The sequence below is a fragment of the Mesobacillus sp. LC4 genome, from assembly GCF_053543455.1.
Genome location: NZ_JBGCUB010000001.1, coordinates 1,093,537 through 1,106,935, shown reverse-complemented (window position 1 = coordinate 1,106,935; position 13,399 = coordinate 1,093,537). Strand labels below are relative to the sequence as shown.

The 13,399-nt window shown below is 44.2% G+C and carries 14 protein-coding genes; all 14 read left to right on the top strand.

Annotated features, from left to right (window positions below; translation table 11 throughout):
• Positions 1–2: 2 nt before the first annotated feature.
• The 14 genes from AB5I83_RS05695 (at position 3) to AB5I83_RS05630 (ending at position 13,399) form a co-directional block, all read left to right on the top strand.
• The gene (locus AB5I83_RS05695) at positions 3–1,064 is read left to right on the top strand and encodes a DUF3900 domain-containing protein (RefSeq protein ID WP_167830769.1); all 1,062 of its coding nucleotides are present in this window, start codon (positions 3–5) and stop codon (positions 1,062–1,064) included.
• 152 nt (positions 1,065–1,216) lie between these two features.
• Entirely contained in the window at positions 1,217–1,708 is a 492-nt protein-coding gene (locus tag AB5I83_RS05690; protein ID WP_448973513.1) for an NUDIX domain-containing protein, read from the top strand.
• A gap of 27 nt (positions 1,709–1,735) precedes the next feature.
• Positions 1,736–2,515, top strand: a complete 780-nt coding sequence (locus AB5I83_RS05685) for a class I SAM-dependent methyltransferase (protein ID WP_448973511.1) — start codon at positions 1,736–1,738, stop codon at positions 2,513–2,515.
• A gap of 206 nt (positions 2,516–2,721) precedes the next feature.
• Positions 2,722–3,474: an SDR family NAD(P)-dependent oxidoreductase gene (locus tag AB5I83_RS05680; RefSeq protein ID WP_448973509.1), complete on the top strand. Its 753-nt coding sequence runs from the start codon at positions 2,722–2,724 to the stop codon at positions 3,472–3,474.
• 39 nt (positions 3,475–3,513) lie between these two features.
• The gene (locus AB5I83_RS05675; RefSeq protein WP_448973507.1) at positions 3,514–5,127 is read left to right on the top strand and encodes a long-chain-fatty-acid--CoA ligase; all 1,614 of its coding nucleotides are present in this window, start codon (positions 3,514–3,516) and stop codon (positions 5,125–5,127) included.
• A gap of 80 nt (positions 5,128–5,207) precedes the next feature.
• A complete protein-coding gene (locus tag AB5I83_RS05670; RefSeq protein WP_448973505.1) occupies positions 5,208–5,771 on the top strand; it encodes a TetR family transcriptional regulator in 564 nt (187 codons plus the stop codon).
• A 109-nt stretch (positions 5,772–5,880) separates the two neighbouring features.
• Positions 5,881–6,288: an acyl-CoA thioesterase gene (locus tag AB5I83_RS05665; protein WP_448973503.1), complete on the top strand. Its 408-nt coding sequence runs from the start codon at positions 5,881–5,883 to the stop codon at positions 6,286–6,288.
• Between the two features lie 35 nt (positions 6,289–6,323).
• Complete coding sequence (locus AB5I83_RS05660; RefSeq protein ID WP_448973501.1) at positions 6,324–7,103, top strand: SDR family NAD(P)-dependent oxidoreductase; 780 nt, start codon at positions 6,324–6,326, stop codon at positions 7,101–7,103.
• Between the two features lie 38 nt (positions 7,104–7,141).
• Entirely contained in the window at positions 7,142–7,933 is a 792-nt protein-coding gene (locus tag AB5I83_RS05655; protein WP_448973499.1) for an enoyl-CoA hydratase/isomerase family protein, read from the top strand.
• 14 nt (positions 7,934–7,947) lie between these two features.
• Complete coding sequence (locus AB5I83_RS05650) at positions 7,948–8,922, top strand: quinone oxidoreductase family protein (protein WP_448973498.1); 975 nt, start codon at positions 7,948–7,950, stop codon at positions 8,920–8,922.
• 15 nt (positions 8,923–8,937) lie between these two features.
• Positions 8,938–9,936 carry a phosphotriesterase family protein gene (locus tag AB5I83_RS05645; RefSeq protein ID WP_448973496.1) on the top strand — a complete coding sequence of 333 codons (999 nt, stop codon included), beginning with the start codon at positions 8,938–8,940 and terminating at the stop codon, positions 9,934–9,936.
• 108 nt (positions 9,937–10,044) lie between these two features.
• Complete coding sequence (locus AB5I83_RS05640) at positions 10,045–10,932, top strand: MBL fold metallo-hydrolase (protein ID WP_448973495.1); 888 nt, start codon at positions 10,045–10,047, stop codon at positions 10,930–10,932.
• A 43-nt stretch (positions 10,933–10,975) separates the two neighbouring features.
• A complete protein-coding gene (locus AB5I83_RS05635) occupies positions 10,976–12,493 on the top strand; it encodes a class I adenylate-forming enzyme family protein (protein WP_448973493.1) in 1,518 nt (505 codons plus the stop codon).
• Between the two features lie 12 nt (positions 12,494–12,505).
• Positions 12,506–13,399, top strand: coding sequence for a R2-like ligand-binding oxidase (locus tag AB5I83_RS05630; protein WP_448973491.1), 894 nt, complete (start codon positions 12,506–12,508; stop codon positions 13,397–13,399).

Genomic DNA, 13,399 nt, shown 5'->3' with positions numbered 1-13,399 from the left:
TCATGGAATTTGAAGTTCAATACCTTTCTTTTTATGTTGTACAGGTAGAAGGCAAAGGGGAGCAAGCAGATAAAAGATATAAGCATTTCCAGACTTTGAATGAGGAAGAATATGAATCCGGTCCATTAAAGGATTTCCTCGATGGGGAGTTTGCAAAAATCGTCAAGCGCAAGGTGGAACGTCATCCAAAGACGGACGAAGTTCCTACAAAACTCGGATACTTCATCGTTGAAGAAGGACATGATTTAACATCAAATCCAAACTACAATTTATTTCATCGTGTTCGCTTTGCGGAGTCAAAAGAGGCATTCCAGCAAGAGAGTGAAAAGTTTGCCATTGCCTACGTTGATACAAGCGCTGTGAGAGGCGGTGCGTTTATCGTGGCTAGAGCAAAGCTTCGCAAGTTTTTCGACGATGCGTTTGTGTTCATCCTGAAATGTGACTTTGAACCAAAAGTAGCTTCCATTTCAGATGAATCGACTTTGATTCGGCAGGTTGAGATGGCGATCACAACGAAGAATATGAAATCAATTCAATATCCTTATATGCCAGAAGAGGGAATGATCCAGGATAATGAATTGAAAATTAATCAATCTTCGCATGCACGTTATTTTGAAGACTTTTTGAAATACGTGGAGTATGGCCAGTCGATGCCGGAAATTGTTAAAACCCAGGTCATTGAAATGGTCAGAGGGCATATGGAGGAAACCTTTGAGCCTGAAAGTGAGGAACGGGAGCAGCTTGAGAATGCGATGGAAATCTGGGCTGCAAGCGATAAACGTGAACTCCAGGAGCGATTCGAACCAGAGCAGGTGATTGAAGCGGCTGCTCAGCTTATCGAGCATACACCTGAACTGGAGCTGAAGATGAAGCTCGATCACATTTCCGTTAAAGGTCTGCTGGCTGATTATGGTGACAGTATCCATCTTGCAAAGGTTAACGGTAAGTATGTCATCATGATTGAAGCTGATACGATCACCTTTGAAAAAGGTTTTTCACCAGTGGAATTTGCCAAGCCTGATGAAATAGGCACTGTTGTTGAAAGAATCAGGCAAAAGGGCTAATGACAATGATTGACTTCACACCTTGAGCATGAATTTCTAGAAACTTAAAAAGCATTGGCCAATTTGCCAATGCTTTTTTATATTGTCACCCACTTCATATTTTGGTTACAATTGGAAGGAATGGGCTGGCAAAACTGAAAGGGGGAGTATGGTTGGTCACTACATATGTAAACTGGGATCATGCAAAAGTAAAGTTATCATGGCAGGAAGAGGAACAGCTTCCTCCCAGGGATTTGATTAGCAGTGTCCATGGCTTCTGCTTCCACGATGATAAGGTGCTCCTAGTTAATTTGAATCAACGCGGATGGGATATGACTGGTGGTCATATTGAGGCAGATGAATCTACTGAGGAGTGTTTTAAGAGAGAAACCATGGAAGAGGCCTATGTTTCTGGTGATTGTACGTTTTTAGGTTGTATTATAGTCGATCATAGTGAAAACACCCAATGGAATGAGGATAGTCCATATCCAAAAATCGGTTTCCAGGTCTTTTACCGGATGGATATAACGGAAGTCCATGAGTTCGAAGCAGAATACGAATCCTCAGAACGAATCTTCTTGGATCCTAACCAGGTACAAGAATATTACCATGATTGGCACCAGCTTTATGAGCATATTTTAAAAATTGCAGTAAGTAAAAAATAATAGATTAGGAAAGTACGGGTGAATAGAATGGACGCTATTAAACAAAATAGTCTTGCTTGGGACAAGAAGGTTGAAAGTGAGTCAGTATATACCAAGGCTGTCTCCAGGGAGATAATTGAAAAGAGCAAAGCAGGCGAATGGGAAATTACGGTGACAACGGGAAAACCAGTCCCTAGAAATTGGTTTCCTCAATCGTTGGCAGGCTTGAAGGTTCTATGTCTTGCTTCTGGCGGAGGACAGCAGGGGCCTGTTTTAGCGGCAGCAGGAGCGGATGTAACGGTTGTTGATATTTCCAGAAAACAGCTGGAGCAGGATGAGTTTGTCGCTAAAAGAGACGGACTTCAATTAAGCACTCTGCAGTGCAGCATGACGGATCTTTCGGCATTCAGTGATGAAGAATTTGATTTGATCGTCCACCCGGTGGCCAATGTATTCGTTGATGATATTTCCCTTGTGTGGAAAGAAGCTTCAAGAGTATTGAAAAACAATGGAACCCTTATTTCGGGATTTACAAATCCTCTTTTATTCATCTTTGATGATGAAGAGGACATGAAAGGGAATCTTGTGGTGAAGAATAAAGTTCCCGGTTCATCCCTGGACAACCTGACAGAATATGAAAAAGAGAAATATATAGAATCAAACAATACCATTGAATTTTTTCATACACTAGAAGACCAGATTCAAGGTCAAATTGATGCAGGCCTAGTCATTGCTGGTTTGTATGAGGACGATTTTGGCGGCAGAAGGCCACTGGATGAGTTTATTAAATGCTTCGTCGCAACAAAAGCTGTAAAAATAAAGCTCTAAATAATCTTAGCCCTAAGTACTCTTAGGGCTTTTTTATCATATCTGCAATAACCTTCTTAGTAGGAATAGTACCGATCCTTCTTAGTAGTATTATTTACTAATTTATTAGAATATTTAGACTAATAGTTGAATATTTCAATATAAACGTTATAATAAAGTTATCAATACATACCGACCGGTTAGTAGAAAACTATAGGGGGAATATAATGAGGTTAGTGACTAAGACGGCAATTATAACTGGCGGTGCCAGTGGAATAGGACGTGCAGCCGCACTCCGCTTCGCTCGTGAAGGAGCTCAGGTTGGTATCGCGGATATGAATGTCGATGGCGGCCGGGAGACAGCTGACCTCATTGAGCAACAGGGAGGCAGCGCTCTTTTTGTAGAGACAAATGTAAGCGATTCCAAACAAGTGAAGGAACTCGTTTCCGTAACTGTCGAAGCCTTCGGTAAGCTGGATATTCTCTTTAACAACGCAGGGATAGGGAATCCGAATGTAAATAGTGTCGATCTCGAGGAAGATGACTGGGACCAGATCATTGATATTAACCTTAAAGGTGTTTTCCTCGGTATTAAACATGCAGTTCCCGAAATGAAGAAGGCTGGCGGCGGCGCAATCATCAACACCTCAAGCTTGCTTGGGATAAAGGGGCAAAAGTATCTTGCAGCTTACAATGCATCGAAAGCCGGGGTCATCCTGCTGACAAAGAATGCAGCATTGGAATATGGCAAAGATCATATTCGTGTAAACGCCATTGCACCTGGTGTCATTGATACACAGATCATAGAAGGATGGAAAAATGATGAACGCAGATGGCCAATCATTTCAAGGGCCAATGCCTTAGGCAGGATCGGGACACCCGAGGAGGTCGCTAATGCGGTTCTGTTCCTCGCTTCTGATGAAGCTTCTTTTATTACCGGTGCCACTTTGTCAGTCGACGGCGGTGGACTGACATTTTAGCCATAAATTTCAAGTAATTATTTGAATGGGGGAAATTAAATGAGCGAGAATAATGTCTGGCTTTCCAAGTATCCTGACTCCATTGCGTCCACAATCACAGTTCCTGAAAAATCTTTGCCACAAATGCTGCGAGAATCAGCTGAGAAGTATCCTCAAAATAATGCCTTATCTTTCTATGGCAGAAAAGTCACTTATGAGCAACTATCCCAAACAGTTACACATTTTGCTTCAGCCCTGCAAAACAGCGGTGTGGAGGGTGGAGACAGGGTTGCCATCATGCTTCCAAATTGCCCTCAATACGTCATATCCTATTTTGGTATATTGACCGCAGGTGCGATCATTACCCAGGTTAACCCAATGTCCGTTGAACGCGAACTTGAATACATCCTTAATGATTCAGGAGCAGAAACGATTGTTGTGTTTGATGCGCTTTATTCCAAGGTTAAAAGTGTTCAGGCTTCTACCAAACTAAGAAATATTATCGTTGTCAGCCTTCAGCCTACCGAACATACTTTTGTACCGGATAAAAAATTCGAAGCGTTTTTAGCAGAAAGCAGCGGCAGGACATCTGTAGTGGATGTTAATCCAGCTGAAGACGTCGCTGTCCTGCAGTATACGGGCGGCACTACAGGAAGATCCAAGGGTGCGATGCTGACCCATCGGAATCTGCTTGCAAACGTACTGCAATCATATGAATTTTTCAAGCATGACATCAAACCTGGGGTTGAGCGTTCATTGACGGTCATCCCCCTGTTCCATGTATTCGGGATGACAGCATGCATGAATCTATCAATCTATACAGGAGCAGAAATCATCTTATTGCCACGTTTCGATCTGGAAGAGGTCCTGAATACAATTAAAAATGAGCAACCCACCATGTTCCCAGGCGTTCCGACAATGTACGTCGCCATTACGAACCATCCGAAGGCAGAGGAGTATGGAATTGGCAGCATAGAAATTTGCAACAGCGGCAGCGCACCAATGCCAGTAGAGCTGATGAAAGAATTCGAGAGAAAAACCGGCTCAAAAATCCTTGAAGGCTATGGCCTATCCGAAGCCTCTCCTACTACACATTGTAATCCAAGCTTTGCGGAGAGAAAGCCTGGCAGTGTCGGGATCGGCATGCCTTCAACGGAATACAGAATCGTCGACCTGGCAACAGGTACAAAAGACGTTCCAACTGGAGAGCTGGGTGAAGTCATCCTCAAAGGCCCACAGGTCATGAAAGGCTACTGGAATATGCCGGAGGAGACAGCCAACACCTTAAGAGATGGATGGCTATATACAGGAGATATCGCTAAAGTTGATGAAGACGGATATCTCTATATTGTCGACAGGAAAAAAGACATGATCATCGCGAGCGGATATAATATTTATCCGCGTGATATTGAGGAAGTCCTTTATGAGCACCCAGCTGTACAGGAGGCGGTTGTCATTGGCATCCCTGATGAATACCGTGGCGAGGCTGTCAAAGCAGTGATCGTCCTCAAAGCAGGCAAGGAGGCGGATGAGGATCAGATAAAGGAATTTTGCCGTGAAAATATGGCCGCATACAAGGTTCCAAACGTCGTCGAATTCCGTGAACAGCTTCCGAAGACAAGTGTTGGCAAAATTTTGCGAAGAGCCCTAAGAGAAGAAGTGAAGAGCAGATAAATACTTTAAACCCAATGGGACAGGGGGTAAAATATGGTATAATTTCTGTACAGACTAGTTAGGATTGCGAGGACAGCATAGTGAAAGAAAAAATTACCGCACACAGCATAAAATTGTTTGAGAAGAAAGGCTTCAGTGAAACATCGATCCAGGATATCGTCGATTCTCTAGGGGTGACAAAAGGTTCTTTCTATTATTATTTTTCCAGCAAAGAAGAATTACTGATGGACATTCACCTGAGATATATTGACGAATTACTAGGCCGTCAGGAAGAAATTCTCGCCGAGACATCAACAAGCAAGCAAAAAATATTCGATATCGTTTATATGCTGATCAGCAGCATTAAATCCAAAGGAGCATCCGCAAAAATCTTTTTCAGGGAAATGCGCCACTTAAGTGATGATCGTCTGGCCCAGATTGTCGCTAAACGCGACCAATTCAGATTGAACGTCGAACGGCTCATTCGCGAAGGGATCGAAAGCGGTGAATTCCGTAAGGATTTGAATCCAATCATTGTGACATTTGGTATACTGGGCGCTGCAAACTGGAGCTACCAGTGGTTCAATCCACAAGGGAAAGTTTCTGATCGGGAAGTGGCGGAAATTTTTGTCGAAATGATACTGAAGGGAATCGAAGTCAACTGAAGTATACTATTGTAGGGAGAGGTGTAGAAAGCCTGGCCTCTTTCTACGCCACTTACATACCAACCGGTTAGTACAAAAAATAATAATCAGAGAGAAAGAGGAGAGATGCATGCAGGAAATCCAGGTTCAGGCACGTTTTGGCGAGACAGATGCGCTGGGACATATCAACAATACCAGTTATTTTGTCTATCTGGAGGAGGCGAGAATCCGTTTTTTTGAAACATTAGGATATAGCATGGAATTGAACGATTGGAAATTCATTTTGGCTTCCACTAAATGTGATTTTGTCAGCCAGGGTTATTTCGACCAGCTATTGACTGTAAAAACTTATGTTTCAAGAATAGGTTCAAAAAGCTTCCAGCTTGAGCATGACATTGTATGCTCTCAGACCCAGCAGTTGATTGCTAAAGGCACCGCAATTATTGTGTATTATGATTTTAAAAACCAGAATAGTGAGGTATTACCCGACTTGTTGAAAGAAGGGCTGAAAAGTTATTTACTGCCAGCGCGTAAATAACTGAATATTCCGTTAAAATCCAGGAGGTGAAAGGATTGAGATTCGCAGACACAGTGGTTCTAGTTACCGGAGCAGGGAGTGGAATCGGGAAAGCGGCCGCCGCCCGGTTTGCAAGTGAAGGAGCAAAAGTACTTTTGGTTGGACGGACGAAATCCAAACTTGAGAGCGCGGCAAACGAAATAAATGAATCATTCAAACTTCCGAGAGCTGAAATCTTCCCTGCTGACGTAACAGATGAGGAAGATGTTATCGAGTTAGCAGAATACGTGGAAGAGCAATTTGGCGAATTGCATGTTCTAGTCAATAATGCCGGCGGTTCGGTCCACTCAAAAATAATGGAGACTTCGGCAAGTGATTGGGATTTTGTACAAAATACGAATCTAAAAAGCGTTTTCCTCGTTTCGAAAGTGCTTGGAAAACTCATGGCTGATCACTCAGACGAAAAAAGAGATTTCCCGCAAAACCGCTCGATCGTGAACGTGGCCAGCTTATCCGGTCACCAGGCCGGTGCGCATATCCCTCATTATAGTGCAGCAAAAGCGGGTGTCATCAATTTTACTAAAGCATTGGCTCTGGAATTGTCTCCTTTCGGGATCAGGGTCAATTCCGTATCACCTGGATTCGTGGAAACTCCGCTGACTGAGCAGGGAATGCAAAATGAACAATTTGTAAAAGCAATCAGAAAAAATACAGCCTTGAAGCGAGCTGGCAAGCCCGATGAAATCGCAAATGTGATTGCTTTTGTCGCTTCACCGGAAGCTTCTTACATGACGGGTTCTGACATCCTGGTTGATGGCGGCTGGCTGATTAAATAAATTTATGATTCTATTAAATCCGAGAAAGGATGATTGATTTGACGAATGTAAAAAGTAGTGACCATTTGGTCAAGAACAAAAATGGGGCAGTACTTTCCTTAACATTGAACAGACCCGAAAGCTTGAATGCCTTCAGTCCGGAAATGATTCTAACACTGACGGAGGAATTAAGAGAGGCACAGCTTGACCCTGAGGTAAAAGTAATCGTTTTGTCTGGCGCCGGCCGATCGTTCAGTGCTGGCGGCGATGTAAAAACGATGGGCCAGGCAAACGCGGCAGGAGTATATGACCATATAGGCAGGCTGAACGAATGTATCCTTGCAATGAAAGCTTTGGAGAAGCCGATTATTGCAGCGGTCCATGGCTTTGCTGCTGGCGCAGGTTTTAATCTCGCACTTGCTTGTGACTTAATTGTCGCTGCGGAAGAAAGTCAATTTGCGCTTAGCTTTTCGCAGGTTGGCCTTGTCTCAGATGGCGGAGGTTCCTATTTTGTCCCAAGATTAGTAGGTCCTCACCTGGCAAAACAATTTATGTTCACTGCAGAACCAATACCGGCACAGCGGTTATACCAGCTGGGCGTGATAAACCATCTTGTCCCTGCTGCACAATTACAGGAAGAGACGCTTAAGCTAGCTGGCCTTCTTGCGAATGGGCCGACCAGGGCATACGGTATGATCAAAAAACTGGTTGACCATTCCATGACAGCTATGCTTGAAGAGATTCTTGAGCAGGAAAGGATTACACAGACGATGATGGTTTCTACGGAAGATCATCAAGAAGGCATTGCAGCCTTCAAAGAAAAAAGAAAGCCAAACTTTACAGGCAATTAACGAGGAGGCAAATCATGAAAGCAATTCAACTGAAAGAATATGGCGGTCCGGAGGTTCTTCAGGTAGTAGAGCTCCAACGCCCAGTTCCTGAAGGGCATCAGGTATTAATCGAAATCCATGCGATTGGGGTCAACTATGCTGACACTGCAAGAAGAGAAGGACAGTATGTTGTTCCAACAAAACTTCCGTTTATCCCTGGTGCAGAGATTGCGGGAGTAGTAGTAGAAACAGGAGAATCCGTCACAAATGTTCAGGCAGGAGACCGTGTGGTTACCCTGATTGAATCTGGAGGTTACGCTGAGTTTGCGCTGGCTGACAGCCGTGGATTGATTCCTTTACAGGAGAAGATGGAATTTGAGCAGGCGGTCGCACTCCCGCTTCAGGGTCTGAGTGCTTATCATATCCTGAAAACGATGGGACGCCTGGAAGCAGGAGAAACTGTTCTAGTCCACGCTGCAGCCGGAGGAGTCGGCACGCTGGCTGTCCAACTTGCCAAACTATCAGGCGCAAGCAAGGTAATAGCGACTGCTAGCACAGATGATAAATTGGCATTGGCCGCTGATATGGGAGCTGATGTGCTGATCAATTATACGGAACAAGGTTGGGAAGAAAAGGTTCTTGAGGCGACCGGCCGCAAAGGGGTCGATGTTGCCCTCGAAATGGCAGGCGGCGAGATTTTCAACAAAACGCTTAAATGTCTTGCCACATTTGGCCGACTCGTGATCTATGGAGTGGCCAGCGGGGAGCAGAGCCGCTTTTATCCATCATCCTTGATGGCACGGAACCAATCAGTCATCGGTTTTTTCTTGCCGCAAATCATGAGGAAGCCAGCATTGATTCAATCAAGTATGGCTGAAATGCTTGGTTATTTATCAAAGGGACAATTAAAGCTGACAATCGGAGGAATATTCTCACTCGAGCAGGCAGCAGAAGTCCATCGGCTTTTACAATCACGGCAGACGAAGGGTAAATTGATTCTAAAACCTTAATAAGGGGTGTGCTGAATGGCAAGTATTAATACAGTAACTGGTCCTATCAAAGCAGAGCAATTGGGAAAGACACTGATACATGAGCACTTTATCTTTGGATATCCTGGTTTCCAGGGAGATGTAACATTGGGTGCTTTTAATGAGGAATCAGCCCTGGAAGAGGCAATTAACATTGCCAGGTATATACAGAGTTTCGGTGTGAAGACAGTCGTGGATCCGACACCAAATGAATGTGGAAGGAACCCGGAGTTTTTAAAGAAAATCTCTGAAACGACTGGTCTCCAGATAATTTGTGCGACCGGCTACTATTACGAAGGCGAAGGGGCAACCCCTTACTTTAAGTTTCGGCAGGCCCTGGGGACAGCAGAAGAGGAAATCTATCAAATGTTCAAGAAAGAGCTCACCGAAGGAATCGCAGGTTCCGGAATCAAACCTGGGGTGATCAAGCTCGCTTCAAGCAAGGATGAAATCACAGAGTATGAAAAATTGTTTTTCCGCGCAGGCGCCCGTGTACAGCAGGAAACTGGCGCAGTAATCCTCACACACACCCAGGAAGGTACGATGGGACCTGAACAGGTCAGGCTGTTGATCGAGAATGGAGCAGATCCAGGCAAAATCATTATCGGCCATATGTGTGGAAACACCGACCCTGAATATCATAAACAGGTAATGGATCTCGGAGTCAGGATCGGACTGGACCGTTTTGGCATCCAGGGAATGGTTGGAGCACCTTTTGACCAGGAACGGGTACAGACTTTATTGGCTTTACTTAATGATGGATATGAAGATCAAATTTTACTGGCACATGATACTGTGAATATCTGGTTAGGCCGCCCGCCTGTTATGCCGGAGCAAGCAGCGAAAATCATGGAAAACTGGCAGCCAGGACATATTTTCAATAATATCCTTCCACAGCTTAGGGAAAATGGAGTATCTGAAACACAAATTGATAAAATGCTCGGCGGTAATGCTGCCGGACTGTTCACTGGCGCTCCGGCAAAGGTAGTTTCCTAGAAACAGTTCTCTGGTGCAGAATTAGATTCTAATAGAAAGGGGCGATGACCTATTCAAAAAATTATACCTCTTACGCTGGATTCGCCTTTTTCTGAAGGAATCGTTGTCGTGTATGCTGTTATTGGTGAATCAGCAACACTCATAGATACAGGCAACCCAGGCGAGAAATCCTTTTACCAGCTTAAATCTCTATTAAATGAGCACAATCTGACGTTTAAAGACTTTGACCATATCATTGTCACCCATATGCATACGGACCATTGTGGAGGAGTCAGCCTGATCCAGCAGGAAGCCAGCCTCCCAGTGTATGTACATGAGCTTGCCAGGCCAGTAGTTACAGGAGGGGAAACTGAGTTTAATAGACTCAATCAGTTTTTTAATGATTTCTTAAAGGAATGTGGTGCTGATCCTTCCGTTCATCAGCACCCGCGAAAATACAAGGAAGAAATTTGGAAGGATGTCCATTTTGTCAGCGAAGGTGATGATATTTACATAGGTGGAAAATCATACAGTGTGATGCACGTCCCTGGACATAGCCAGACAGATATCCTTCTGATTAATGAGGAGCAGGGAATTACGTTTGTCGGGGACCATATTATTCCGGAACTGGCAGTCAACGCTTTTATCGAACCTCCTGTACCAGGAGAGAAGCATCGTCCATCTCCCTTAATCCAATACAGGGAATCCCTGATTCGTTCAAGGTGCATACAGCTTGGGAAATGTTATTCAGGACATGGATTACCCTTCACACAGCACACGGAACTCATTGATAAAAGATTGGCTCAGCAGGATGCACGCTGCCAGCAAATACTCAAGGTATTAAATGAGGGGGATAAAAATGTCTTTGAGATTTGCCAGAGGATCTACCCGCACTTAAAGGGCGAGATCGTGTTTCTTGGGCTCTCCCAAATACAGGGTCATCTTGATTTGATGGAAGCCCGAAATGAGGTGATGAAAGAGGAAAGAGACTCAATTATTTATTACAAACTGATCTGATAGTTGCCATAGCTTCTTGAACTTTTTAACAGGAGTGGATTAAATGAAGCTGAAAGATCTGCTTGAAAATAATATCAGTCATTACGGTGAATACCCATTTATCTATTATAAAGACCAGCAGTATACAAACATTGAAACGAAGCTTTATGCTGACCAAATTGCGAATGGTCTCCATAAGCTCGGTGTGGGAAAAGGGGACCGGATTGTCGTCTGTATGCCAAATAACCCAGAGGTGATTTACTCTTATCAAGGAATCACCAGGAGCGGCGCAGTGATTGTTCCGATTATGTTCACCCTTCACCCAAAAGAAATACAATACATCATCAAAAATTGCGAAGCTAAAGTTGTCATTGCCTCTTCCTATACAGCAGAAAATATGAAAAAGGCAATCGAAAGCCTTGAAGTCAAACCAATCCTGGTTGTTGCAGATCTTCCTGGCAGTGACGAAATGATAAATCTTTATGATCTTATGTCTCCCGATTTAGCTGTTACCGAGGACAATTCAAATGAAGACGATGTCGCAGTGATTTTATACACCTCAGGAACGACTGGAAATCCGAAAGGCGTTCTATTGACCCACAAAAATCTCTACACCAATGCAGTCAACTCCGCAGCTCATAATGAAACCGAAAGAGGCGTTACGATTGGCGTCCTGCCGTTAGCACATGTTTATGGTCTTACCATATCGAATACGTGCTATATAACGGGAAGTTCAGTCGTTGTTTTCGCCCGGTTTGACCCAGAGGAAACTTTCAAAGCAATTGAGACTTTTAAGGTAAAAGCTTTCTCCGCAGTGCCTGCGATGATTCAAGCCATGGTTGGCAGCCCCAAAGCCGCCCAATATGATACATCCTCCCTTGAGTGGATAGGCTCAGGTTCGGCTCCGCTGCCCATTGCGCTACTGAACGGTTTTAACAAGAAGTTTGGCGCGAAGGTTTTTGAGGGCTATGGGTTATCAGAAGCAGCCCCAATCGTAACAGCGCATAATAAAAAAATTGAAATAAAACCAGGTTCAGTCGGCATTCCTCTTCCAGGTGTCAGCCTAAAAATCGTTGATGATCAGGGAAGTGAAGTTCCTGCAGGAGAAGTTGGCGAATTGATTGTCTCAGGTGACAATGTTACCCCGGGATACTACCAGAACAGTGAAGAAACAAACAAGGTAATCAAGGGAGGTTGGCTTTTCACCGGTGATATGGCCAAAGTAGACAACGAAGGCTATCTCTATATTGTCGACAGGAAAAAGGATTTGGTCATCAGGGGAGGTTTTAATGTATACCCACGTGATATTGAAGAGCTGCTGAACGCCCATGAGTCTGTCTCAGAGGCCGCTGTTGTAGGGGTGCCTGATGAAGCGATGGGTGAGGAAATCATCGCATGTGTCGTGAAAAAGGCCGGATACAATGTTACGGAAGAAGAACTGATCTATTACTGCCAGGACCACTTGGCGAAAAACAAAACACCGAAACGGATTGTTTTTATGGAAACTTTGCCACGGAATGGAGTCGGCAAGATCCTCAAGACCCGTCTAAGAGAAACAGCTGCTACTATCATCACAATATAAGGAGGACTGCAAGTGGAACAAAGAACAATATTAACAACCAGCAAGCGGGGACTGCAGATAGATTCCTTTCCTTTCCGGCTATACCAAAAAGCGAAGAAATTTGGAATCTGGAACCCTGCTGACATTGATTTTACTCAGGATCAACAAGACTGGAAACAGTTGGACGCCGAACAGCAAAATGATATTCTGCGCCTGATTTCACAGTTCCAGGCTGGTGAGGAAGCCGTTACCCTCGATTTGCTGCCGCTGATCATGGCTATTGCCAAGGAAGGCAGGCTGGAGGAGGAAATGTTTTTAACCACCTTCTTGTTTGAAGAAGCCAAGCATACGGAATTCTTCCGGCTAGTCCTGAATGTGCTAGGGGAAAAAGGTGATCTATCAGGACACCATACAGAAACGTATAAAAGGATTTTCTATGAGATTCTTCCAACAACGATGGACCGATTGCTTACTGACCAATCACCTGAAGCCATAGCCGAAGCAGCCACTGTTTACAATATGTTCGTAGAAGGGGTCCTTGCTGAAACGGGCTATTACTCATTCTATCAAAATCTTGAAACACTCGGTCTGATGCCAGGTTTGCTCAAGGGGATCGGCAATTTGAAAAGAGATGAATCAAGGCATATTGGCTATGGAACCTTCCTGCTGCAAAGACTGATTTGTGAGCATCCACATTTGTACGAGTATGTTGAAGGGAAGATGCAGGAACTGACCCCGCTTGCCATCCGCCTGAACCAGGAAGGATTCAAAGGGAAGGATGTAAGCACTTTTGGAAATCAGATTGAAGACACCATGAATTTTACAATGAAACAGCTTTCTGTAAGGATGGAAATCCTTTCACGTGCAAGGGGCAAACGGATTGAAGAGATTTATAGAGTTTCAGAGACTGAGATGGGTGTTCTGTAA

What these genes read in the sequence shown, in the direction of transcription:
- AB5I83_RS05695 (WP_167830769.1), top strand. Translation starts at nt 3, where the DNA reads ATGGAATTTGAAGTTCAATACCTTTCTTTTTATGTTGTACAGGTAGAA.
- AB5I83_RS05685 (WP_448973511.1), top strand. Translation starts at nt 1,736, where the DNA reads ATGGACGCTATTAAACAAAATAGTCTTGCTTGGGACAAGAAGGTTGAA.
- AB5I83_RS05680 (WP_448973509.1), top strand. Translation starts at nt 2,722, where the DNA reads ATGAGGTTAGTGACTAAGACGGCAATTATAACTGGCGGTGCCAGTGGA.
- AB5I83_RS05675 (WP_448973507.1), top strand. Translation starts at nt 3,514, where the DNA reads ATGAGCGAGAATAATGTCTGGCTTTCCAAGTATCCTGACTCCATTGCG.
- AB5I83_RS05665 (WP_448973503.1), top strand. Translation starts at nt 5,881, where the DNA reads ATGCAGGAAATCCAGGTTCAGGCACGTTTTGGCGAGACAGATGCGCTG.
- AB5I83_RS05650 (WP_448973498.1), top strand. Translation starts at nt 7,948, where the DNA reads ATGAAAGCAATTCAACTGAAAGAATATGGCGGTCCGGAGGTTCTTCAG.
- AB5I83_RS05645 (WP_448973496.1), top strand. Translation starts at nt 8,938, where the DNA reads ATGGCAAGTATTAATACAGTAACTGGTCCTATCAAAGCAGAGCAATTG.
- AB5I83_RS05635 (WP_448973493.1), top strand. Translation starts at nt 10,976, where the DNA reads ATGAAGCTGAAAGATCTGCTTGAAAATAATATCAGTCATTACGGTGAA.